This is a genomic window from Duncaniella sp. (assembly GCF_029056165.1).
In the GTDB taxonomy this organism is placed as follows: Bacteria; Bacteroidota; Bacteroidia; order Bacteroidales; family Muribaculaceae; genus Duncaniella.
This window is the reverse complement of the sequence record NZ_JAIDBW010000055.1, coordinates 1-23,302: the sequence shown is the minus strand read 5'-3', so window position 1 is coordinate 23,302 and position 23,302 is coordinate 1. Positions and strand designations below refer to the sequence as shown.

The 23,302-nt window shown below is 38.6% G+C and carries 18 protein-coding genes and 2 pseudogenes; 2 read left to right on the top strand and 18 right to left on the bottom strand.

Annotated features, from left to right (window positions below; all coding sequences use genetic code 11):
* Positions 1 to 125: 125 nt before the first annotated feature.
* On the top strand, positions 126 to 1,160 hold the full coding sequence (gene asnA / locus K2G41_RS11560) for an aspartate--ammonia ligase (protein WP_300118371.1): 1,035 nt from the start codon (positions 126 to 128) through the stop codon (positions 1,158 to 1,160).
* Between the two features lie 518 nt (positions 1,161 to 1,678).
* Complete coding sequence (gene dnaK / locus K2G41_RS11555; RefSeq protein WP_300118368.1) at positions 1,679 to 3,580, top strand: molecular chaperone DnaK; 1,902 nt, start codon at positions 1,679 to 1,681, stop codon at positions 3,578 to 3,580.
* A 633-nt stretch (positions 3,581 to 4,213) separates the two neighbouring features.
* Here the strand turns inward: dnaK and K2G41_RS11550 are convergent.
* The 18 genes and pseudogenes from K2G41_RS11550 to K2G41_RS11470 all read right to left on the bottom strand — a co-directional run.
* The gene (locus K2G41_RS11550; RefSeq protein WP_300118364.1) at positions 4,214 to 5,422 is read right to left on the bottom strand and encodes a site-specific integrase; all 1,209 of its coding nucleotides are present in this window, start codon (positions 5,420 to 5,422) and stop codon (positions 4,214 to 4,216) included.
* A gap of 23 nt (positions 5,423 to 5,445) precedes the next feature.
* A pseudogene (locus K2G41_RS11545) lies at positions 5,446 to 5,832 on the bottom strand (WbuC family cupin fold metalloprotein).
* A 6-nt stretch (positions 5,833 to 5,838) separates the two neighbouring features.
* Complete coding sequence (locus tag K2G41_RS11540; RefSeq protein WP_300118361.1) at positions 5,839 to 6,606, bottom strand: glycosyltransferase family 2 protein; 768 nt, start codon at positions 6,604 to 6,606, stop codon at positions 5,839 to 5,841.
* 3 nt (positions 6,607 to 6,609) lie between these two features.
* Entirely contained in the window at positions 6,610 to 7,539 is a 930-nt protein-coding gene (locus tag K2G41_RS11535) for a branched-chain amino acid transaminase (protein ID WP_300118358.1), read from the bottom strand.
* A 10-nt stretch (positions 7,540 to 7,549) separates the two neighbouring features.
* Positions 7,550 to 8,233, bottom strand: a complete 684-nt coding sequence (locus K2G41_RS11530) for a sugar transferase (protein ID WP_300118356.1) — start codon at positions 8,231 to 8,233, stop codon at positions 7,550 to 7,552.
* A gap of 3 nt (positions 8,234 to 8,236) precedes the next feature.
* On the bottom strand, positions 8,237 to 9,448 hold the full coding sequence (locus K2G41_RS11525) for a pyridoxal-dependent decarboxylase (RefSeq protein WP_300118352.1): 1,212 nt from the start codon (positions 9,446 to 9,448) through the stop codon (positions 8,237 to 8,239).
* Positions 9,445 to 10,314, bottom strand: coding sequence for an aldolase/citrate lyase family protein (locus K2G41_RS11520; protein ID WP_300118349.1), 870 nt, complete (start codon positions 10,312 to 10,314; stop codon positions 9,445 to 9,447). Before K2G41_RS11520 ends, K2G41_RS11525 begins: the two co-directional genes overlap by 4 nt.
* A gap of 48 nt (positions 10,315 to 10,362) precedes the next feature.
* Complete coding sequence (locus K2G41_RS11515; protein WP_300118346.1) at positions 10,363 to 11,271, bottom strand: D-glucuronyl C5-epimerase family protein; 909 nt, start codon at positions 11,269 to 11,271, stop codon at positions 10,363 to 10,365.
* 3 nt (positions 11,272 to 11,274) lie between these two features.
* Positions 11,275 to 12,822, bottom strand: a complete 1,548-nt coding sequence (locus tag K2G41_RS11510; protein ID WP_300118343.1) for a glycosyltransferase — start codon at positions 12,820 to 12,822, stop codon at positions 11,275 to 11,277.
* An 18-nt stretch (positions 12,823 to 12,840) separates the two neighbouring features.
* Complete coding sequence (locus tag K2G41_RS12420) at positions 12,841 to 13,092, bottom strand: hypothetical protein (protein ID WP_366145427.1); 252 nt, start codon at positions 13,090 to 13,092, stop codon at positions 12,841 to 12,843.
* A 315-nt stretch (positions 13,093 to 13,407) separates the two neighbouring features.
* Positions 13,408 to 14,469 carry a glycosyltransferase family 4 protein gene (locus K2G41_RS11505; protein WP_300118340.1) on the bottom strand — a complete coding sequence of 354 codons (1,062 nt, stop codon included), beginning with the start codon at positions 14,467 to 14,469 and terminating at the stop codon, positions 13,408 to 13,410.
* Positions 14,470 to 14,489: 20 nt separating this feature from the next.
* A complete protein-coding gene (locus tag K2G41_RS11500; RefSeq protein WP_300118338.1) occupies positions 14,490 to 15,761 on the bottom strand; it encodes a hypothetical protein in 1,272 nt (423 codons plus the stop codon).
* A gap of 22 nt (positions 15,762 to 15,783) precedes the next feature.
* The gene (locus K2G41_RS11495) at positions 15,784 to 16,734 is read right to left on the bottom strand and encodes a glycosyltransferase (protein WP_300118336.1); all 951 of its coding nucleotides are present in this window, start codon (positions 16,732 to 16,734) and stop codon (positions 15,784 to 15,786) included.
* Positions 16,724 to 17,878: a polysaccharide pyruvyl transferase family protein gene (locus K2G41_RS11490; protein ID WP_300118334.1), complete on the bottom strand. Its 1,155-nt coding sequence runs from the start codon at positions 17,876 to 17,878 to the stop codon at positions 16,724 to 16,726. Before K2G41_RS11490 ends, K2G41_RS11495 begins: the two co-directional genes overlap by 11 nt.
* A gap of 5 nt (positions 17,879 to 17,883) precedes the next feature.
* A complete protein-coding gene (locus tag K2G41_RS11485) occupies positions 17,884 to 19,335 on the bottom strand; it encodes an SIR2 family protein (protein WP_300118332.1) in 1,452 nt (483 codons plus the stop codon).
* Between the two features lie 17 nt (positions 19,336 to 19,352).
* Positions 19,353 to 21,074 (bottom strand): 2-succinyl-5-enolpyruvyl-6-hydroxy-3-cyclohexene-1-carboxylic-acid synthase, encoded by a 1,722-nt coding sequence (gene menD / locus K2G41_RS11480; protein ID WP_300118329.1) that lies wholly within the window; start codon positions 21,072 to 21,074, stop codon positions 19,353 to 19,355.
* A gap of 8 nt (positions 21,075 to 21,082) precedes the next feature.
* Complete coding sequence (locus K2G41_RS11475) at positions 21,083 to 22,543, bottom strand: holin (RefSeq protein WP_300118326.1); 1,461 nt, start codon at positions 22,541 to 22,543, stop codon at positions 21,083 to 21,085.
* Positions 22,544 to 22,614: 71 nt separating this feature from the next.
* Positions 22,615 to 23,302: pseudogene (locus tag K2G41_RS11470) on the bottom strand (hypothetical protein); the annotation flags it as partial.

Sequence of the window (23,302 nt, the reverse complement as noted above, 5' to 3'; positions counted from 1 at the left end):
AAGAGCGCACGACTATCGTTTTGAAAGAAAAATTTTACTTTTTACGGCATTTTGCTTGCAGATGTCAATATTTAACTTTACCTTTGCCAAAAATAAGCATAGCTTTACATCAAAAATCACTCATCATGCCCCTAATCATCCCCTCAAAATATCACCGCAAGCTTCTCCCCGAAACCACCGAAGTGGCCATCAAAATGGTCAAGGATGCCTTCCAGACCATCTTTGCCCGCGAACTCAAACTGCGCCGCGTCACCGCCCCCCTCTTCCTGCTGACAGGCACAGGTCTCAACGACAACCTCAACGGCGTGGAGGAAGCCGTCTCGTTCAAGATCGACGCCATGGGCGGACGCACCGCCGAAGTGGTCCACTCGCTGGCCAAATGGAAGCGTTACAAACTCGGAGCGTATGACATCGCCCCCGGCTACGGCCTCTACACCGACATGAACGCCATCCGCACTTTCGAGGATCTCGACAATATCCACTCGCTCTACGTCGATCAATGGGACTGGGAAAAGAGCATCCGCAAGGAGGATCGTACACTCGCCTATCTCAAGGAGACAGTCCGCACCATCTACCGCACACTCCTCGAAGTGGAGCAACTCGTGTTCGAGCGTTTCCCCCACATCACCCCCGTCCTCCCCTCCGACATCACCTTCATCCATGCTGAGGAACTCGCCGCGCGTTACCCCGACAAGACTCCCCGCGAGCGCGAAGCCCTCGCAGCCAAGGAATTCGGCGCGATATTCCTCATAGGCATCGGCGCGCCAATCAACGGCGGCGAACCCCACGACGGCCGTTCGCCTGACTACGACGACTGGATCTCGCTCAACGAGGACGGCTACCACGGCCTCAACGGCGACATAATCCTCTGGAATCCCGTGCTCGACATCCCCTTCGAGATCTCCTCGATGGGCATACGAGTCAGCCCCGAATCGCTCGTCGAGCAGCTTGAGGTCCGCGGATGCACCGACCGCCTTCAGCTCCCCTTCCACCGGATGCTCGTCGAAGGCCGTCTGCCCTACTCCATCGGCGGAGGCATCGGACAGAGCCGTCTGTGCATGTTCCTGCTCCACAAAGCCCACATCGGTGAGGTTCAGGCTTCGATATGGCCGGAGGAACAGATCAGCAAATGTGCCGAAGCCGGCATAGAGCTCCTCTGACACAAACCGCAATCCCCACTCCGCCGCACCACATCCGGAACAACAACAACTCTATATTCTAACAACTACATATATAATTTATAATTCCGATAACTGCACATATTTTATATCCATCTAAATAAACATTCCATTCAAATAAGCATTCCATTTAGACAAATCTAACGTTAATTATATATGTAGTGCACATAGTCCCCACCCCTACGGTAATAGCAAAAAGGGCAGTGGATTTATAATTGTCTCACATTCCACCTCTGACACGTCATGTCGGCACAACGGCCACTCTGCCGTTTCTGACATGACGTGTCAGTCATTCTGTCAGTTACACATATTTTCACAAAAATTTGATAAAAAGAGAGTTAGAACCCATTCAACAATTTTGGCACAAAATTTGTTACTTTTATGAACGTCGGGCAGAGAGCTCCGGACAGTGGAAACAGTCGGAAGTCCTCCCACACCAATCCCCGGCATCAAGAGATATTAATAACTTAAACATAAAAATATAAAAATTCTAACTCATTATGGGAAAAATTATCGGTATTGACCTTGGAACCACAAATTCATGCGTTTCAGTCCTCGAAGGCAACGACCCCGTTGTCATTCCTAACAGCGAAGGACGTAACACCACTCCTTCAATCGTAGCATTTGTAGATGGCGGCGAGCGTAAGGTAGGTGACCCCGCCAAGCGTCAGGCTATCACAAATCCTAAACGTACCATCAACTCGATCAAGCGTTTCATGGGTGAGACATACGATCAGGTTGAGAAAGAAATCGACCGCGTACCTTACAAGGTGGTCCGCAGCGACAACAACACACCCCGTGTCGATATCGACGGTCGTGAATACACCCCGCAGGAAATCTCTGCGATGATCCTTCAGAAGATGAAGAAAACAGCCGAGGATTACCTCGGACAGAGCGTCACTGAAGCCGTCATCACCGTTCCTGCCTACTTCAACGACTCTCAGCGTCAGGCCACCAAGGAGGCCGGCGAGATCGCAGGTCTTACAGTAAAACGTATCGTCAACGAGCCTACCGCAGCTGCCCTTGCCTACGGCCTCGACAAGTCTGACAAGGATCAGAAAATCGCCGTATTTGACCTCGGTGGCGGTACATTCGATATCTCTATCCTCGAACTCGGCGACGGCGTGTTTGAAGTGAAGGCCACCAACGGTGACACCCACCTCGGTGGTGATGACTTCGACCACGTGATCATCGACTGGCTCGCCAACGAATTCGAAAAAGAGGAAGGCATCGACCTCCGCAAGGATCCTATGGCCCTCCAGCGTCTCAAGGAAGCTGCCGAGAAGGCAAAGATTGAACTTTCATCGACCACTTCGACTGAAATCAACCTCCCCTACATCACAGCTACCGCAACCGGTCCTAAGCACCTCGTCAAGACCCTCACCCGTTCACAGTTCGAGCAGCTCGCCGACAAGCTCATTCAGGCCACAATCAAGCCCTGTGAGCAGGCCCTCAAGGATGCCGGCATGACTGCAAAGGACATCGACGAAGTGATCCTCGTAGGTGGTTCGACCCGTATCCCCGCCATCCAGCAGGTTGTCGAGAAGTTCTTCGGCAAAGCTCCCTCAAAGGGCGTCAACCCTGACGAAGTAGTAGCCGTCGGCGCAGCAATTCAGGGCGGTGTCCTCTCAGGCGATGTCAAGGACGTACTTCTTCTCGACGTTGTGCCTCTGTCAATCGGTATCGAGACCCTCGGTGGCGTGATGACCAAGATGATCGAAGCCAACACTACCATTCCTACCCGTAAGAGCGAGACATTCTCAACCGCAGCTGATAACCAGCCCTCAGTTGAAATCCACGTTCTTCAGGGTGAACGCCCCATGGCCAAGGATGACAAGACCCTCGGTAAGTTCCACCTCGACGGCATCGCACCCGCTCCCCGTGGCATACCTCAGATCGAAGTCACCTTCGAAGTCGATGCCAACGGTATCCTCAACGTATCGGCCAAGGATAAGGCGACCGGCAAGGAGCAGAGCATCCGTATCGAAGCTTCAAGCGGCCTGACCGACGCAGAAATCGAGCGTATGAAGAAGGAAGCAGAAGCCAACGCTGCAGCCGACGCCAAGGAGAAGGAGAAGATCGACAAGCTCAACCACGCCGACACCGTGATCTTCCAGACCGAAAAGCAGCTTCAGGAACTCGGCGACAAGATCCCTGCCGACAAGAAGGCTCAGATCGACAACGCCCTCAACAAGCTCAAGGAAGCTCACAAGGCTCAGGACGTCGCAGCCATCGATCCCGCCATCAACGAAATCCAGAGCGTCTTCGGAGCTATCCAGCAGGAGATCCTCAACGCCCAGCAGGCAGCCGGCTCACAGGCAGGTCCTACACCCGGTGCTTCACAGGCAGGTAACCCCGGCGAAGGCCACGTCGATGACGTAGAATTCGAGGAAGTGAAGTAATCCATCAATTTAGAAATATCTAAGTCCATATAAATGGAGTGTAGCTCAAAAGGTTACACTCCATTTTTTTGTAATTCCCTGTCGAAATAGATGATATTTGATTTATTTTTCGTTATATTTGCACCATATTTGGAACGTCCCTTAAATGGCGATGAAGTGTCCCTTATATCTCCTTATTTCCTCTTATGGACTCTTAACAATATATATGCCTCCTGCAAAGTATGAAATAAAAAGGAAGTGTGAGATTTGTGGTTCGACTTTTCTTGCTAAGTCACTTGATTCTCATTATAGCCTCAATTTCTCGGATTGACTTGAGCTGTTCGCTAATCAGCCACTTATTAATCTCCGATTTCAGGAACATGATACGTTTACAAAAGTATCATGTGTGCGCTTGTCCAACTATAAACAGTCCGCAAAATATTTTTATTTATGACCAATTATGATTTTGTTATAAATGGGATAAATAGCATTTAAATTATTGACATCAAACTAATTTGATAAAAATCACAACAAAACAATCTATCAGTCTTATCATAAGAGGCTCATAAACTTTCCCATTAACAAAGGCAGCCCGACCAGTGGCCGAGCTGTCTTGATGCTTATTGGGTGCTGTTTGTTATATTTATGAAAACGCTACTCACATTTTAGGAGTAACTCTGAAATGTTGAGTTGGGACATAAGGTGTTCCCATGCTGAAATATTCATACTGAACGTTAGTTCGGGGAATCCTACAGCTTTGCCTATATCTTTGATATGGCGGCGAACTCTTTCATTAACTGAATACTGTTGATTGCCTTTGTACGTTTCCTTTATTGGGAAGATGTAACCGCTTGTATTCCTATACTTCTTGATGATGTTTATTGCAAATTTGTCGAGTGTAACGACACGAGGACGCCCTACTCCACGGCGATTGTATGTCAATGTGTCACCCTGAATGTTTAAGTAGGTAAGATTCATAACATCCGTAAGTTCCATACCACGACAATAGAATGCGAACATGAACATATCTCGAGCGACTTCAGCTTCAGGGTTATCTTGAAATTTTAATTTCAAGATTTTATTTAATATTTCACGGCTTATTGTTGCGCGCGGTCTCTTATTTTCTGAGAATTCTACACGCGTGTTCATGCCTTTGAACATGTCATCATCTTTCGTCTCAATCCCGTCTTCTTTTGCGCGATTTAGGATTGCACGTAGCGTACGCAGATAGAATGATTGGGTACTGTCAATAACTCCGTTCTCTTTTAACCATGCACTATACTGTGTAACAAAATGTTTGTCTATACCATTGATGTGGACATCATGCTCATTGAGGAATCTGGAGAGGCTCGAACGAGTACTATTATATGAGCGAGACATCGATTGTTTACCGTTATTCTTCGCTTGTTGTGATAACAGTGTTATATATTCCAGCAATTTATCCGGGAGCACCTGCGCTTCGGGATAAATAAATTGGAAATATCGCTTATATTCATTACCGATACTAACCCAATCAGCACGGACGGGGAAATCCTCATGAGCTCGTTTCAACATCGCTTTCATTGAAGGATCTCCTTTCATTGCAAGCCGGAAATCATCTGCAATTTCATCAATTGATGGGTAAGTCGTGGTATTGATACGATTCTCAATAATGGAGTAAATTATCCTTAGGTATTGCACAATTTCTTCACGCTTCGATTCAAAAACAGAATCTTGCGCACCATAAATGTCCGAACTAACCGAACGAAGAGCTTCGCCTCGCTCATTATCAGATCTACAAGTTATATGGAACAAGACTTTACCAGTCTTATCTGGTTTCTTTTTGCTTCTTGACTTCTGATATGCTGTAGTAATTAGGAACAATTCGTATTTTTCAATAAGTTGGATTAATCAAGCATATCCTCCGGTTGGATAGGCATATATGGGCCGTCTTTAACTTCAAAAATCGCGGATGGCTCTATGACTTCAATTCCATGCCATTGTCCTATAGGGATCTGGACTCCATAATTACCGATTATAGGATCTAGGAGATAGCGTTCTACTTGTACTCCTTGGTCATTATATAAGACTACAAACATCTTCCCTCAAAGCAACACGTATGTTTCAGCAGTATGTATGTAGCGATGTATTGACAAGACTGTCCCTGGAAGCAAGACATTCATAAGACGCTGCGCCTTAGCATCAAGGCTATCATGCAGATTAAATTTCATGCGAAGACGCGGACTTTCTTAGGCTTTTATGGTTACTTCGTCGAGTAAGTTATTATCAATCATCTTTTATTACCGTATGAAATGTTTAACGATTCCATGGAACACGAAATGACAAAGATTCACGGCAGCAGAGACCTTATTAATACCCTCGTCTTGAGTCTGGATTTCCCAAACTTGGCGTATACTCTTCCATTTATTTGAAGATAGCGAGTTCTTGAGCACTCGGTAATGGGAAAGGGTCTCGTTAAGACCGTGGCATACCGCACCATTTCTCATAAGCATTAACCATGTGGCATAATCCTGTCCGCCTCTTCTCAAAGGCATCTGAAAATCCCCGGTGAGATTTCGGTCTACAATGACAGTTGAAGTGGCAATCATAGTGTTATGAAGTAAAAATTGGTAATCAATGATTTGGTTAACTTCTCTTATATTACCGAAAAAATTGTCATTTTCGTCAAAAGTATCCATTGCGGTACAGGAAATAGCGGCCTTCTTCACTCCCATAAACTCCAATTGCTTTTGCAACTTTCTATTACACCACTGGTCATCACTATCGAGAAACGCAACATACCTGCCTTGCGCAATTTTTAACGCAGTGTTGCGTGCAACTGCTGCTCCCTGATTCTTTTCTTGCCGGTGATAGATTATGTTTGGATATAGTTTTTGATAATCCTTTATAATCTTTGCGGAATTATCCGAGGAACAATCGTCCACGAGAATCAGTTCAACATTTTTATAGTCCTGATTCATTACGGATTCAATGGTTGCTGCTATAAATTTTTCGACATTGTAAACCGGAGTTATCACAGATACAATGTCGTTTTTATATAGATTCATTTCCTAGTATATTGGAGTTAACCAATTCTTTCTACTAGCAAGTCGACCTCTTGCAGCGTCAATATATAGAATATGAATCTTCTTGGTGATTTCTCCTTGTTCGCCTGAACCAATTGGATAACGATCAATACTGTAGATAGGGGTTATTTCCATGGCTGAGCCACAAAGGAATGCTTCATCTGCAAGATAGAGCTCGGTGCGGTCGATAGTTCGCTCCTCAACCCTGAGACCGAGTTCATCTTTCGCCAGTTGAATCACGGAGTCACGGGTAATACTCTCCAAAACGCTGTCTGTCAATTGAGGCGTTATTAAGACTCCGTCCTTTATGATGAAAAGACAAGATCCCGGGCCTTCTGCCACTTTGCCGAACTCATTGAGAAAGATACAAGTATCATATCCGTTGCGAAGAGCCTCTCTCTGACCTACACGACTGTTAATATAATTTGCTCCACATTTCACTCGAGGACTAAGATTAGAATCGCTTATTCGTCTCCATGAGGTAACACAGCAGTTCAATCCCTTTTTGTTGTACTCCGCACTTGTTCGTCCTCTTGGAATTGGAGCCACAAACATCTCGACTGGCCCTTCAGATCCCCATGAACCAAATCCATCCACAAAAAGAGTATGCCGGACAGATAAGTTCTCGTCATATTCATTGGCCTTAACTACATCTACAAGAGCGGTCTTAAAATTCTCTGAAGTATAAGGACACTCCAGTTGGATAAGTTTTGCTGATTTCAGCAGTCTTTTGTAGTGATCTTCGAGACGGAACGCATATAATTGCTTTGCTTCGCCGTTCCAATAACATGGAATTCCTTCAAAAACGTTAAGACCGAACTGAGAAGTCGGGGCAAGAACGTTTATGAATGCATCGTTAACGTTAATTATCTGGCCTTTAAACCAAATTAATCTGTTTGTTACATCAGTTTTCATAATATATCATTTAGTCCGGTAGATGAGCTATTCGTTTCACTTCCTCATCGGTAAGTAATGCGGCTTCCTCATCGCTCATATTTTCATCAATTTTTAATTCATTTATATTTTTACTTTTGAATATTCCTGCAACAGTCCACCATAGAATTTTCAAATCCAAAAGGACTCCTTCTTTGGCAAATCTATCGATATATTCGTTATCGAGCGTTACTTTTTCATCCCACGAATTTTCATTTCGACCTTTGGCCTGTGCAAGTCCAGTTATACCTCCTTTTACTTGAAAACGTTTCTTATACTTCTTGTTGAGTGTGTCGAAATCCCCGAGTTCATACTTTACGCATGGTCTTGGCCCAACGAGAGAAATATCGCCTTTAAGTACATTGAAGAGCTGTGGCAACTCGTCAATACTTGCTCTACGGAGGAAACGACCGACTTTAGTTATACGAGGATCATTATCGTAGGAAAATAACCCAGTACCCATCTGCTCGGCATTGACAACCATAGAACGATATTTGAGCATATTGAATATTCTACCGTCTTTGGTTCGTCGTTCCTGACGAAAAAAAATAGGGCCTTTGCTGTCCACCTTGATAGCAATAGCTGCCACTATCCATAATGGAGTCAATACAATACAACCCACTATACTTGCGCATAGATCTACTGTTCGTTTCAATGCTAACTGAAGCCGGTTCATCTCTCAAAAATTATAAGTGTGCAAGATATCATCGAAAGACTCTGCTCTCTTAACAATATTAACCGTATCGCTTGATATATCAAGAATTGGGAAGTTCGGAAGGATAAAAGGTGGTTTCATGACGATAGAATAGCTGCCGCAATTGCTTATGACAATAACATCACCCACAGCAAGCGGACCGCTATAACCATGATAAAGCACATCACCCTCTATGCAAGTGAATCCTACAAAGTCGAGATTTTCATACTTTTTCTCCTCCGGATTTATGTTGATGACTACTAATGGAGGGTTGACTCCCGACATACTTATATTTTTTTGACTTGCTAGTACCGACGCAAACCATTTGCCACGAACATTTTTGATTGACATTACTGTTCCAACAAACTTCATACAATCACCTACTATTGCTGAACCTGGTTCAATGAGAAGTTCTGGCTTTTTATCCTTATTCTGGAAGTATTCAGCAAAAAGTTTTGCAGAGACCTCTGCGTATGCGTCATAATCAGGAATCTCACATGAAAACTGTGCTTTTAATGAATCTTCCATCTTTCCGAAAAGACCACCTCCAATATCAATTCGTTCCGGAACTATATCAAGACCATCTATTAAATCAAGCATTCCTTGGGTACGTGCAGGCCAATACTGAATCTGTCTTTTAGCAAAATGGCACTGGAAATTCTTAAAATGGACGTTAGGGGTAGCAGTGACAAAATGGAGAACATCTTTAAATTCGTCTGTTTCGATGTCAAACCCAAAACGACTTATTACGCCGTCTCCAACTTCATAGTTTACGCGGATACCGATATTTATAGTTTTGCCAGGATGTTGGCAGGCGATTTTACGGACAATCTCAAGTTCTTCCTTGTTGTCAATATTATCAGTCCCTCCTGCCAGCAAGAACTTTTCAAGAATGATAGGATTCTTGATAGGGCCGTTCCAAATGATTCTCTCAGGATTGACACCAATTCGCAATGCGATTTCAAGTTCCATCTCGGACACTACTTCCGCATAACCTCCAAGCTCATTAACAATCTTACAAAACGGAAAAGCGTAGTTTGTCTTATAGGAATATGCGATATTAGAGTTGGGATAATACCTCCGGAATGCATTTCTTAATTCTTTGAAATTATTTATGAATCTTTCTGAATCCAGCAGATAGAATGCGTCTCCAAACTGCGTCCTAAGTTCTGCTATTATTTCTTTATTAATTGTCATGATTCAACGGATTTATTTTCTACTATCTTAGATACAGAGTCTACGATAGCATTATGGTTCTTTTTAAAATAATCTACAGCCTCCTGGGCTTCCTCTTCCAACCTCCGCATTTCAGCTATTCCCGTAGTAAATATTTTTTTAATTTCATCAAGATCAGTTATTACATTAGTGTTGCAGAAACTTCGTCCAACAATCACCATAGAACTGCCGAGCCTATAATGTTCCTTAAGGATATATGAACCGGGAAGAACTCCACCAGAAAGGCTGGCGATTCCACCAAAACCAAACGGAATCCCTTTTGCCTGAATCTTCCTTGCAAGTTGATCTACAATACCGTCGGTCAGCAATTGGAACATAAACTTCATACCCATTGCCAAATGGAGATCGTTTAATCCTATATGTATCATATCAATCCCCGATACATTAAGAATTTCATCGATAAGAATAGCAGCTTCCGGAGTTTCAAGAAGAAGGCAGCTTTTCACATCCTTTTTGTGTCGTAAATTAGCCATCTTCATATACCGGAGAAAATCCTGAACTTCCTGCACAGAATGGAAAAACGGAAGCATAATGATATCAGCTCCGGCTTCAACAGCCTTATCAATTTCTTTTTCCGAATCATAATAGCCATCATTTTGAGTCTGGTGAATAGGATTAACCCTCACAAGAACTTTTGCTTTAGAAACCGCACTTTTTATATTTCTGATATCTAATATAGTATGATGGTTTTGGACGGTATCTAAGCCACCTTGTCTGTCATCCTTTCCAATAAACTCCATATCTACAAAAATCCAGTCAACACCGGCATCCTCAGCGATCTTGGCCACTTTAGGATTCTTGGTTATATACATAAGATTTAGTGACATAACAAATATAGTTTATTAAACATTAAACAGGTTTTACAAATGGTAGCCTTATTCCATTATTTTTTGAAAAGCTTTTTTGATAAATGCAAAATTCCTGAAAAAGAAATTACGTTCATAGTTTGCCCATTTTTCTGCATAGGATTTATATATTTCTTTTCCTGTTAAATTGTACATGACGTTTAACTGAGCTATGTGTAGTTTATGATAGAATGGACTTGCAATCCTATTTTTATCTTCATACTTGCTCCAATATCCCAAATCATAAGAAGGAAGATCTCTTTCCAGCGTCGATAATGTACGATCCATAATCTTCTTTAACTCCGTATCGCGAGTTAACTTATACAAATCAAAGATTCCCCAAATAGAGAAAATCCAACCGTTTAGAATAAGTGGATCAGCGGGACATTCGTAGAAATAAACGTCATCCCCGATATATTTTGTAGTTCCGCCGTTATCAATAGACGTAAGCATGAAATATTTAGCTCTTAACGCCGCATCGAGATATTTTTTTTCATCTGTTTCAATATATGCACGGACAAGAAGTGATATGCCTTCTCCTTGTGCCATAGAAGAAAATGGGCTATCTGGATTCTCATATTTAAAAGTGACCCACGACCCGTCAGAAAGTTGATTAGATAATCCCCAGTCAGCGCAAGAGAGAACTTTTGCAAGTGAATCATTATCCTTTTTCCCTGACATAAGATATAAATCGTAGGCTGCTAAGCCGTATTGGAAAATAGCAATCGAGAATTCTATTTCTTCTCCGGTATCTACATATGTGAAAGGAATTTTATTATCTTTTCTTCCGAATCGTGTGATTTTTTCGGTTAAATTATTATAATAACCTTTGATGTCATCCTTTGAATAAATTTTACCTTCATCCTGATTTACATGATGAACACTATTGCCAATCAGCATGTGATACCATTTTTTTAATTTATAAAGTGAAACTGCCATATTTTACTTAATTATTTCTGTTAATCTCCTTCCTGCAAATGCATTAGAATAGTTTTCAGACAGCACGTGAGAATGCAGGGACATTTGTCGTCTTAAGTTTTTATTGCGCGATAGAGACACAATAGCTTCGATGTAATCATTAATGTTTAAAGGTTCACACAAGAATCCATTTTCTTTGTTATGGATAAATTCAGAATTGTCCTTCCAATCAGAAGCGATAACCGGTAATTCAGCAGCCAATGCTTCAATAAGTATTCCCGGACAACCTTCTCCATCGTAATGAGTGGGAAATATCAAGGCATCATAGTCTGAAATCACTTTGATTACTTTATCGGGAGCGAGAATTCCTTTATATTTGAAGTTTTCATATTTATTCTCAATTTGATTGTCAAAGTAACTGTCTGTTTTTTGACCGTAAAAATCAATTGTGAAAGTTATTTTGTTATCAAATTCTTGTAGTATTTGCTCATTGATTCTGCAAAGAGTATCTAATCCTTTTTCAACACACAACCGCGACACAAAGACAAGCCGCAGATTATCAACCATATAACTGGGGAGGGTAAATTCGTTTCGCTTAATCAAAGTGTTGGACTTCATCTCATTTAGCAATTCCCTGTTTTGTTGTAATAGGATAACTTTTTCAATCAAAGCATTTTGCCCATTTTCAAAGGGAATAATAAATCCTGTAATACTATCATCAATAAATTCTTTCGCATTTAACCACTCAGTAGCAATTACAGGAATACCTGATATGTATGCGTCAACAATTGACCATGGCAGTCCCTCGGTATAAAAGTGGGTGGGTAGCAACAAGACGTCATAATTGTTTAAAGTTTTATGAATTTCATCTGGCTGCAACGAACCACCAAATGTTATGAAGTCATATTTGTCTATTGAACTAAGAAAGTAATCGCTGTCCGGTTCATTAATTTGGCCATAGAAGGTAATACTAATCTTGTCCGACATTTGGTGACTTTCGATATAATCTGCAAGGTTGAAAATCCAATCCAGACCTTTCTTTTTAATGATTCGCGCCATAAATACGCAACGAAGCTTTTCTGTGTTACTTGGTTTTGGTGTGAAATCAAAGAATCTGAAATTAGGGAAAATATCAACATTTGCCAGACAATTAACTTTCTCAAGGTCACTTTTGAGACGTTTTGTTTCTACATGGATTCCGGCTATATGTTTAAGCATCCATGTATGGACAGGCATATTCTTCAAATATTGACTTAGCCATCCTCCAACAACAAAATAATCTATTCTGAATCGAAAAATTCTTGAAAGGACAAATATTAAGGGAAAGATATATTTAAGATTATTATTGGCAGGAAGATAAATCAGCCTATTGCATCTGCAGACCATCCACAACATTTTAAATATGGATAATTTGTTGAATTTAAATTCCTGCGTGTCAAAATAATTTATCTTGTTATTCGGAAACTGCTCTTTGACTAAACGATAGATATCGCGAGTCTTCACAGTTTGTCCGTCAAGTTGATTCGTTTGGTAACCAAAATAGCCAAGGACTAATATTTTTTTATTTTTCAAGATTCTAATTTATTAAAATTAAGTAATATAATGTGCTGTTGCGTTTTTTGTAGGCTTTATGATTGCCGGATTCCCGAACACGATAGAGTGAGCCGGTACATCTCTATTGAGATAGGTATTTGGAGCTATAAGGACATCATCTCCGATTGTTATTGATCCAACTATTGTAGAGTTAATACCTATCCAAACATACGATCCGATTATTGGCGTCCCTTTGCGCTTCCCTCTATTTTCTTGACCTATTGTCACTCCTTTGTGAATATTTACCATATCGCCTAAAATTGCGTTCTTGTTTATCGTTATTCCGTATGGATGACCGATATAGAGACTACGTCCAATATAAGTCGTCTGAATATCATTGCAATAGAACGCACCGGATAATCTATAAAAAACTCGGCAGATCAGTTTCCATATAGAATTTTTAGCCGTTTGTTTTCGCCTTAACCAAAGTTGAAACGAAGGTATATTTTTATTTCTTTTCCTGTCAGAATCTATTAGAGATTTTGAGTTTGTGCTAAATAATGCGAATTTTGTTTGTTTTGATGTACAGAAATCTTGTGAGTGGGGGGGGTAAGTATCTTCCATTCAATTATTTATTAACCTATTATACAATTCTACATAAGACTTTGCCATCTGTTCAGCTGAAAAGACTTCCGCCTGAATGAGAGCTCCTCGTCCCAAAGTTTCTCGCAGCTGTTCATTTTCAATTAGAAGTTTAAGACTCGAATATATACTTTCAACATTAGTATTACACAATAGTCCATTTCTACCATCTTCAATCATATCAGGAATACCGCCGACATTTGAAGCGATTATGGGCAAACCAAGAGACATCGCCTCAATGATAGTCATTGGCATTCCCTCATAGACCGAAGGAAGAATAAATATATCTGATTCTCTTAATTTCTCTGTTACCTTATCTGTCAGTCCGTTTTCATGAATATAGTTTTCGGCTTTTAGCTCTTTAATTTTTTGATTAAGCTCTGCCTTTAACGGGCCGTCCCCATAGATATTGAGTTCAATCTCGGAATTTTCCTTGTGGAGCTTATTGACGGCTTCTATAAGTGATAGTTGATTTTTGACCGATGTATATCTACCAACATTTATTATTCTTATCTTATCTTTGAAGCTATATTCAATTTTCGGGGACACATCTTTTATAGAGAACCCATTAAAAACAACCGGAAGCTCATTAACAGGAAAATTATAAACCTCACTAATGGTTGATTGTATCTCTTTTGATAATGCAACTGGAACTGCTTGTTTACACTTAAATATTATCTTATTTATATATCGGTCGACTAGGTTATTTTCTTTTTGAGCAATGTTGTGTACTGTATGTACAATGCTCTTAATGTTTAAACCGACTACGGCTATAGCTACATATTTTAGAAGGTAGCGGTGCGTATGTACAATATCTGGTCTATATTGTTTAATTATATTTCGAATTTTTTTTATGATTGATATATCAAGACCAGGCTTCTTATTTAGGTACAGTAATGGGATATTTGAATTCTCAATTCTTTCGGTAATTGGTGAATGAAAATTGTATAGACTAACCACGATTACTTCATTACCTTTATTCACCAATTCATACGTTAAATTCTCACACATTGTTTCAGCACCGGCTAAACCGAATTCGGGCATTATTTGGATAATCCTCATAATTATTTATGTCTTATGACCCAACCTTCTTTGTAAACAAGAAGTGCTACCATTATTGGTAGCATAAGAGGGTACGGGTTCAAAAATTGTATAGATTGATCAAAAATAAGTGTTATAACAAATGGAATACTATTCAAAATCATATTCCTATTTTTATATTTTTTGAAAAAACATATTATTTCATAAAAGAAAATCAAAAATCCAGTCACCCCTAAACAAACCCATATTTGCTGTAAACCGCAGTGCATTGCATTATAGACTCCCAATTCAGGAAAATGATTTACTACCCCTACACCCAAAAAGATATACCATAGCGATGATAACCATGCTTCATTATATAGATAGAACAATTCTGTTCTTCCTCCAGCAGTAGACATATTCGCATCATTCGCACGATCCACAAATCCTGCTGATAACAACACAATCTTGTCATAGTATAAACCAAAGAATACTATCAAACCTAAAATTGAGGATATAATAATTTTCTTTCTTTCTGCTTTAGAGGATATCATATAATAGTATATCCCAATTAAAAAAGTACATAAGATAAATGTTCTTGACAATGTTAACAAGCCACATGCTAATATAAAGCATAGAAGTGGAACCATGAATTTTGCTTTATAATTATTTTTTAAAGCTAAAACTGACGAGATACAACATACTGCATAGTAAGCTATGGTATTGGAATTCATTGCTAAATGCCCCTTCATTTCGGCGACGTCATTTCCCTCTACTCCTAAAGCACCTGATCTTGCCATTCCGGCTAAAATATAATATATATTATATTGTTGTAGCATATTATAAAAAATAACAAAGAAGGTAAATGCTGTTCCGAATCCAAAAAACCAAATCATTTGAGGTATATCATAATTAATTCTTTTTTTATCATTTAAGAAGAAAAAGAAAATACCACAAAAAGAAATAAACGATAAAATACCTGTGAGAGTGCCTGGGTCATTAGATAATGCTTCATCAAATATATCAATAATGAAGATTAATAATACCGGGATAATTTGTAAAAAAGAAATATTTTTCCTTTTAAAAAACAACAGTATATACCCTACAAGCATAATATATCCCGGAATACCACATGTTAGAGGAAACAGAAAGAAGAGGAAGTAAACTAATTCAACATAGGATAAAAAGGTCATTATCATAGCGGAAACAATCAGTATCCCTACGTCTGGAATCGGAAAACCTACAACATCTCGTAATATTATAATAAGAGAGAAGATTACAATTGAATACCTTAATCGTGACTCTATTTTACCCATTGAATTATTTTTTACAAATCGCTTACTTGTAAAATATGATTTTACTCAGCGGTGACAGATATACTGCTAAAAGTAATTTCCGTTTAAACGATATTTCTGTTTTAAAAATGTCGTGAAATTTTAGGGTTACCGATTCTTTGTATCTTAGCATATCGGAGTGTTTAACAGCTCTATTTCTAGCTAATTTAGACGCAATAAAGTCATAAACCAAGTCAGTCTCAGCCAATTTTATGTATTTACTATAAAGTCCTAATAAAGATTTTTTATTAATATGATTTTCAATCATACGAAGTGCTTTTAAAGCAGAATAGTGAACTTCGAATCTAAAATTTGAAGTAGTACTGGATTCATTATTACGTTCATATATATATAGCGGTTCATTAATAATTTTTATTGATTTGGTCTCGAGTAATAACTGTAACTGCACAAGCCAATCTTCCCCGCTTATTAAACTTTTATTAAATATTATTTTATTATCTTGGAATAATTTTTTTCTGAACAATCCGCAACAGACTCCAAGTATTCCTCTCCGAGCAATGATTTTTTGCGTATAATTTACTAAATCGTCGGATGTATCTAACTCAAGGATTTGTGAATTCCTCGTATAATTAAGTAAGAAAGAAAATCGAATAATGTCGTATCCGACAAAGAAATTACTGCATAATTGGTATGTGTTACGAACAATCATGTCGTCCGAGTCAATAAAGGAAATCCATTCACCTCTAGATTCAACAAGGCCTAAATTTCTTGCGACGGATACTCCACTATTTTTCTGATGAAAAACTCTGATACGCGAATCTTTACTTGCATATTCGTCGCATATCCTCCCCGAAGAATCCTGAGATCCGTCATCAATCAGCAATAGCTCAAAATTAGTATAAGTCTGAGCTAAAATACTTTCTATACATTTAGATAGATATTTCTCGACGTTATAAACCGGAACTATCACAGAAATTTTAGGATTATTTTTCATTCAGAGCTGAAAATAGTAGGGCTTTTGAAAAATCAGTAAACTCTTTACGTATGGTATTTACAAATTGCCAGTCTATCGGGTCAAGCCAGTTAATCTTCTTTGAAGAATCTACAATTCTATGAGTAAGGCCAAATTTATCAAGTAGTGAATGAAATCGAGTTGCACCACGAGAATTATTCACTACCACCCAAAATGGTTTATTATATATTATTGAAAATACTGTGCCGTGAAATGAATCAGTGATAACCATCTCCGCATCGCGGAACGATTTTAACCATTGTTCGACTGGGGGAAAGGTGCATTCATCAAGATACTTTAAATCGTCTGAATTTGTAATTTTTCTTACGGCATTACAGTAATATGGCGTGTATCCTAAAGATGAAGAGCAAGCGTTAATTACATCTTTTAACTCTTTAGCAGAATCAAGAACATAGCAGAACAATTCCCCATTTGAAGGTCTTAAAGACACTGATGGATTATCAATTAAAGCATCATAATAATTTCGATCAAGGAGTAGCGTCGGGTCTGCAACATATTTTGCTGATACATCTAAATATTTCCTACATAAACCTATTCCAGATGATTCACGGACACCAATAAAGTCAAATTTCTTTGCTAATTCTGTACTCTTCTTAGTCTCGATTGGACTAAATTCCCAATTATCAACACCAAATGATGCTGCGTATGCAATTCGTTTTACTTCACTTATTTGAGGTAAAAAATCAAGAAAATAGTTACATATTGCAGGAGAATAACGAGGACGCCATACTTGATCTGATCCTACGACAAGCCCATCGAAATTCGCGCATTCAATGTATTTTCTGAAACTTTTCTCTGTGTACAACGTAGGGGAGATTCCTTCATAGCGATTTTCGATAAAAGGAATAATATACTTACGAATATAAAATTCCTGGATCTCCGATAATTGGGGCTGACGTTTTTCTATTCCAAGGGCAATAGACAACTCTCTTTTGACGATTGATGCTGTGCGTCGAATTAAATTCATATCTTTAAGGCGACGATACTCTCGGTTAATAATTATTACCTCATTTCCTGCTTCAGTTAGAACCTTCTGTAATGCCCAAGCCTGCATCAGGCCGCCATAATTATTTCTTAATGGCTGTGTTAGAATCCCGAGTTTCATTATAATTAATCTTGCTTTTTTATAGATTCATTAGTCACATCCTGTAATCCTGCGATACGAGCCAAAATACTTGGAATTTCGCCATATTTTCCATTTTCATACCATATCACACTAACGCCTAAATGAGAATAGATGTCTTCGAGCCGACTTCTGAAATGGGAGTCTTTTAAATTATCTTGCTTATAGTATTTTTTTGGTGAGGCTGATTCCCAATTAAAATCAGATAAAGATTTATAAGGAAGTATAGCAAAATGATTAAGATTATTGGGAGATTCTTGCTTTACGAATTCTAACAGACGTCTAAGATTCGGATCAGACATAGATAATCCAATAAAAATACATGTATTACGATACAACGCATGTAAGATATCGATATTAGACCAACAATATGACTTTCTGTATAAGTCGTGATATTCGGTTTCTGAAAGGACTGGAATAACTGGAATAGGTGCATTTTCATTGATTACTCCATGAACATGTATAATTGGTAAATGCCCACTTTTATATCGTGCTTCTCCAAAAATTTGCTGATATTGAACATTCTCTTTTTCAAGAGATTGCTCAATAAGATTATCGTAGTTGAGGGTAATAATTGACTTTATATATGGCCCCTTTTTATCCCCACGTTTACACAGTTGTGCTATCGTGTCTATAAGTTTTGACGATTGACCCTGTTGATGATCCTTATATAGCACATCATGCATTTTTTTCACTATAATTTGCTCTCGCTGTGGATCATTGTCAAATGCACTTAAAAGTATTCGGGCGTTAATTATTGCAGAGTTAAATGACGCGACCTCTATTGGAGCATAATCATCACAAGTTAGAGGATATTGTTTTGTATCTGAAAGAATACCGTTTAACAGACTATCCCAAGCTGGCAATTTTGCCGAGGCACTTACCCCTGCACCCAAAAAAAGTGTAATATTTCCTTCTTTGAATCTTGCTTTGACCTCTTCAATAATTCTATTATCTCGTTGCTGGCTGTTCTCATGAAATCCAACTACATTTTCATGATATATAGCAGAATTAGGGTCATGGAACTTTGAGCCTTTAAATTGTTCGGGATTCATGCCATTTTTGGTAGCAATACTCTTCAATTCATGAAATGTTACTACTTGGATATTGGGAGATTTAGTGCCTCCTTGAAATGACAAGTTTATCCCTTGATCCTTTGTGATGATAAGTAATTTCTCTCCTTTTTCGATTGATCTACTTAGTAATTGAATTTGTTCAAAAGCCTCATATGTGAACTTATATTTTATTTCAATATAAGTTCGTTCATTAATTTCTAATGTTTTACATCCTTTTGGTAGATAGAAATCTATAAAGAAACGGCTGGTCAATTTGTTACTCTCGAAAACAAAATCTTCGATAGCCTCATCGTTCGATAAAGAATTTTTAATAAATTCTACGACTTCATTTTCAAAATCGATTGCAGAATTACTCTTCATCATAATTTATATAAAATCCATTATTTCCCAATAAGCTTTCCTGCGACGCGAGAAAGTTTTCCTTGAACTTTATCAGCAAATGATCGACGATCTAAGGAAGCATAGTATTGAGTTATAATAGAACCATCATTGACTAAGTCTGTAAAAACCTCTAATATAATCGGACTATCGGTATCTAAACAAGTTAATGCATCAATGCCTTCTTTTAATTCTTTCGAATTATGGGCGCTCAAATATGTGAAGCCGAGAGATTCGACCCAACCCTTAGCTGTTATCTGGTTCTCTGCTGCTAAAGTGATAGATTTTTGCCCATTAACAATACGTTTCTGATGGTACATAAATGCCCCTCCATCATTGTTTATCAACAGAATCCTTATTTGGGGCGAAATATGCTTAATCCATAGGCTGTTCATATCATAAAAGAAAGATAATTCTCCTGTAATATAGAAAACGGGGCGACTGCTAACTGAAGAAAAGCCGATAGCGGTAGACATACTCCCATCAATACCATTTACACCTCTGTTACAGTTTACCCGAACACCTTTAGGAATATTAAAGAACTGAGCCATTCTGATAGTATTACTATTTGCCAATTGCAAATCAGCTCCTTCTGGAAGAGCGTGAATGAGCCAACCGATAGCCTGAAATTCATTATAGTTTTCTGTTGGAGGCTCAGGCAAATTCTTGAATTGCGTCCAGAAATCACTATACTTATGCTCCTCTGTTTCATCCATAAAGGATTCAATAGCGCTAAAAAACAAATATTCTTCCATTTGGAAAATATCAGTCAAACAATGAAATGGATCACAGACTTCTCCCGTAGGATCCACTGACCAATGTTCTATATCGTGATTAATAATTAGGCTTTTTAATTCCCCATTATAAATCTGATTACCACCTATAGTAATTAATATATCTGGTCGCGCCTGTTCTAATTCATCAGGTTTTATTGCATGAAAAATAGATAGAGTATTTTTATAAGCTAATGCAACTTGACAATTAGACATGTAATCTGATAATAGGACACTATCACATTTATTCAAGAGCGCAGTGACACCCTCTACCAGTTTTGTAGAATTATGAACTGATTGTCCCCAAATTATCATTACTCGTTTACCTTTTATGCGAGTGGCGGTTTCTTTAAATGCATCAATTCCTTTATAGGTATGAAAATTAATTTTACGTACTTTGGGAAGGTCGATAACACCAAAATTATCTCCATAAATTGTTCTCATTGGAAAATTTATATGTACAGGGCCCTTACCATGTGCATTAAGATTAATTAGCGCTTCGTTTATTAACCTATTACACAACCATTTATCTAATTCATTATTTACCTCAGGAAGTTGGACACTGCATTTTGTAATAGTCTTAAATGGTTCAAGTTGATCATACATTTGCTCCTCTCCTTGATTTAAGAAATGAGGGAGACGATCGCTCGAAAGTACAACTAATGGCAGATGCTGATAATATGCTTCCGCCATTGCGGATCCATAATTCATACATGCAGTTCCAGATGAGCACGCAACAGCTACGGGATCACTTGTTTCTTGAATAAGCCCTAAAGCAAAGAATGCAGCACTTCGCTCATCTACGACAGAGTAAAGCTGAAAATATGGATCTTTTTCTATAGAAATCACAAACTGAACGTGCCTACCACCCGGTGAAACAACAATCTTCCTAATTCCGAATTCTTTTAAAAGTGCGATAAGCTCAAGCACCAATGGATTATTAGAGTACATATTGTATTTTATTTCTTTAATGGAATTTTCTTAGCAATAACTGTAAAAATCGCCATTCGTTCGCTTTTTGTCAGACCAATCGTTCCTATAGTTAATATATTTGTAATAACACAAAGACCTAAAACCGCTAAAGAAGAACCAATTGAATAAGGTAAATATAATCTTAGCATAATTGGTGGTAATGCCGACAAACATAGCACAAAGGTAGAACGGAAAACAATTTTCGTAACGAATTCTTTTTTGGACAATTGTACAGCCTTGCATACAAAAAGAGTCCGAGTAATCTGTAGAATAATTGTCAATACCAAATAAACATAAAACGAACTTACTGGGGAATATCCTAACCAGAAGCAAACTACCGCAAGTGGAAGATGTAGGAACCCTATAGAAGTAAGCGTCACCTGATATGTACGTATTTTCCCGGTTGCGTTTTGTGCTGTCGCTAAAACTGGTGTACATGCATCAATTAGAGCTATCAATATAACCACACGTACAAAAGGAACTGTGTAATCCGGTATAATCTTCAGCCACAACGTCAATAATGACTCACATTCTATCAGAATCGGTATTGCAAAAAATGCTGTTAAAAAAATCGCTAACCGACATCCGCGAAAAATAAGTTGGTGCATTTGTTCAAGTTCTCCGGCCGCATATGTTTGAATCACCTGTGGTTTAATAGCCTGAAGGAAACTTTCAGAGAAACTACGGACCAATGTATTTACCTGCACTGATATACCCTGTGCAGCATTAACAATAGTATTGAAGAATATATTTATGATGATACTTATTCCTTGGGTATGGAGTATGTATCCTAAGCTTCCAAACACGTTCCATCCCGAGAAGGAGATAATTTCTTTTGTTAATTTTTTTGAATGTTTGTATTTGCCATAAGTACATTCCTTGAAATTCTTTTTTGAATATATGTATATAAGAATTCGAGGAACGATAGTTGTTACAAGCATAAAAATTGCATAATCGATTAACTTGTCTGAAGGTACGATAAGCAATAATAAAGCAGAAGCCAATTTCAAGAGTGCTTCAGCGATACTGATATATGCAAAAACATCCATCTTTTCGTGAGCAATGATTGCTGCGTTATAAGGAACGGTGACAACCGTTACCAGAAACGACAAGACAGAGCATTGATAAACTACATTTGCAGCAAACATAGTATCATGAGGTATATTCATGTATCTGTTGAGAAACCACAATCCTAAAGTTTCTGCGATTGCAAGGATAATAATTGCTATCCAGATGTGGATTTTTACACTCGTCCAAAAAACAGCATGAAGTCTGGTCTCATTCTTCGTCCCTAATTCAAAGTTTAGATACCTCTGGGTGGTACCCATCATGGCACTGTTAAGGAACGAAACAATTACAACGAGTCCCCCAACGACATTATATGTTCCATAGTCGCTTTCACCAAGCGCATTTAGGACCACACGTGATGTGTAGAAACTTATTCCCATAATCAGAAGCATTCTGACATATAGGAATACCGTATTCCTGGCTATCCGCTTATTATCGACGTTATGATTCGTCATAGTTTATAATTTGGCAGGTATCTGCTAATGAAATTCCAAAGCCATTTTCGAGGTTGATCAAGTAAAATGGAGAACACGAAAATCGCCGCCAAACCTATTAGTATCATTACAATACATTCTATTCCATTAAAATTATTATAGAGCTGTCGGATGAATGGCTTGAAATAGGGGGTACCTATGTTGGGATTCCCATGTGTAAGAAATACCGCAAATGCAGAAGCTGCAATCCAGTTAATTATTCTGTTTGTCTTTATTCTAAGCCTAGAAAAGAATAAAAGTAACCCAACAGACCCGATAATCACAACAGGATTAATATAACTGAAAATAAACCATATAGATACATTCGTTTTTATTATTAAAAAATAGCTTAATATAGAATTTGCAATAACTGAAATAATACACATTACCCCTCCCCACCTATAAATATCTGTAACGTAACGCTTTATGAATTGCGATAGTAAATATAGCCCTATAAATGAAAAGGTTGAATATCCACCTTCAATATAAACTGCAGCCCCTGACATACCATATATGGTTTGAAATATAAAGAATGCTAAAATTACAATAGTAAATTGTACTTGATTTGATTTTTCACAAAAAACATTTAATATTGGAGAAAGAATATATAGCCCAATATATGCCTGTCTCTTATAAACCTGTCCGCGCCCACGAGCCAAGAGGACA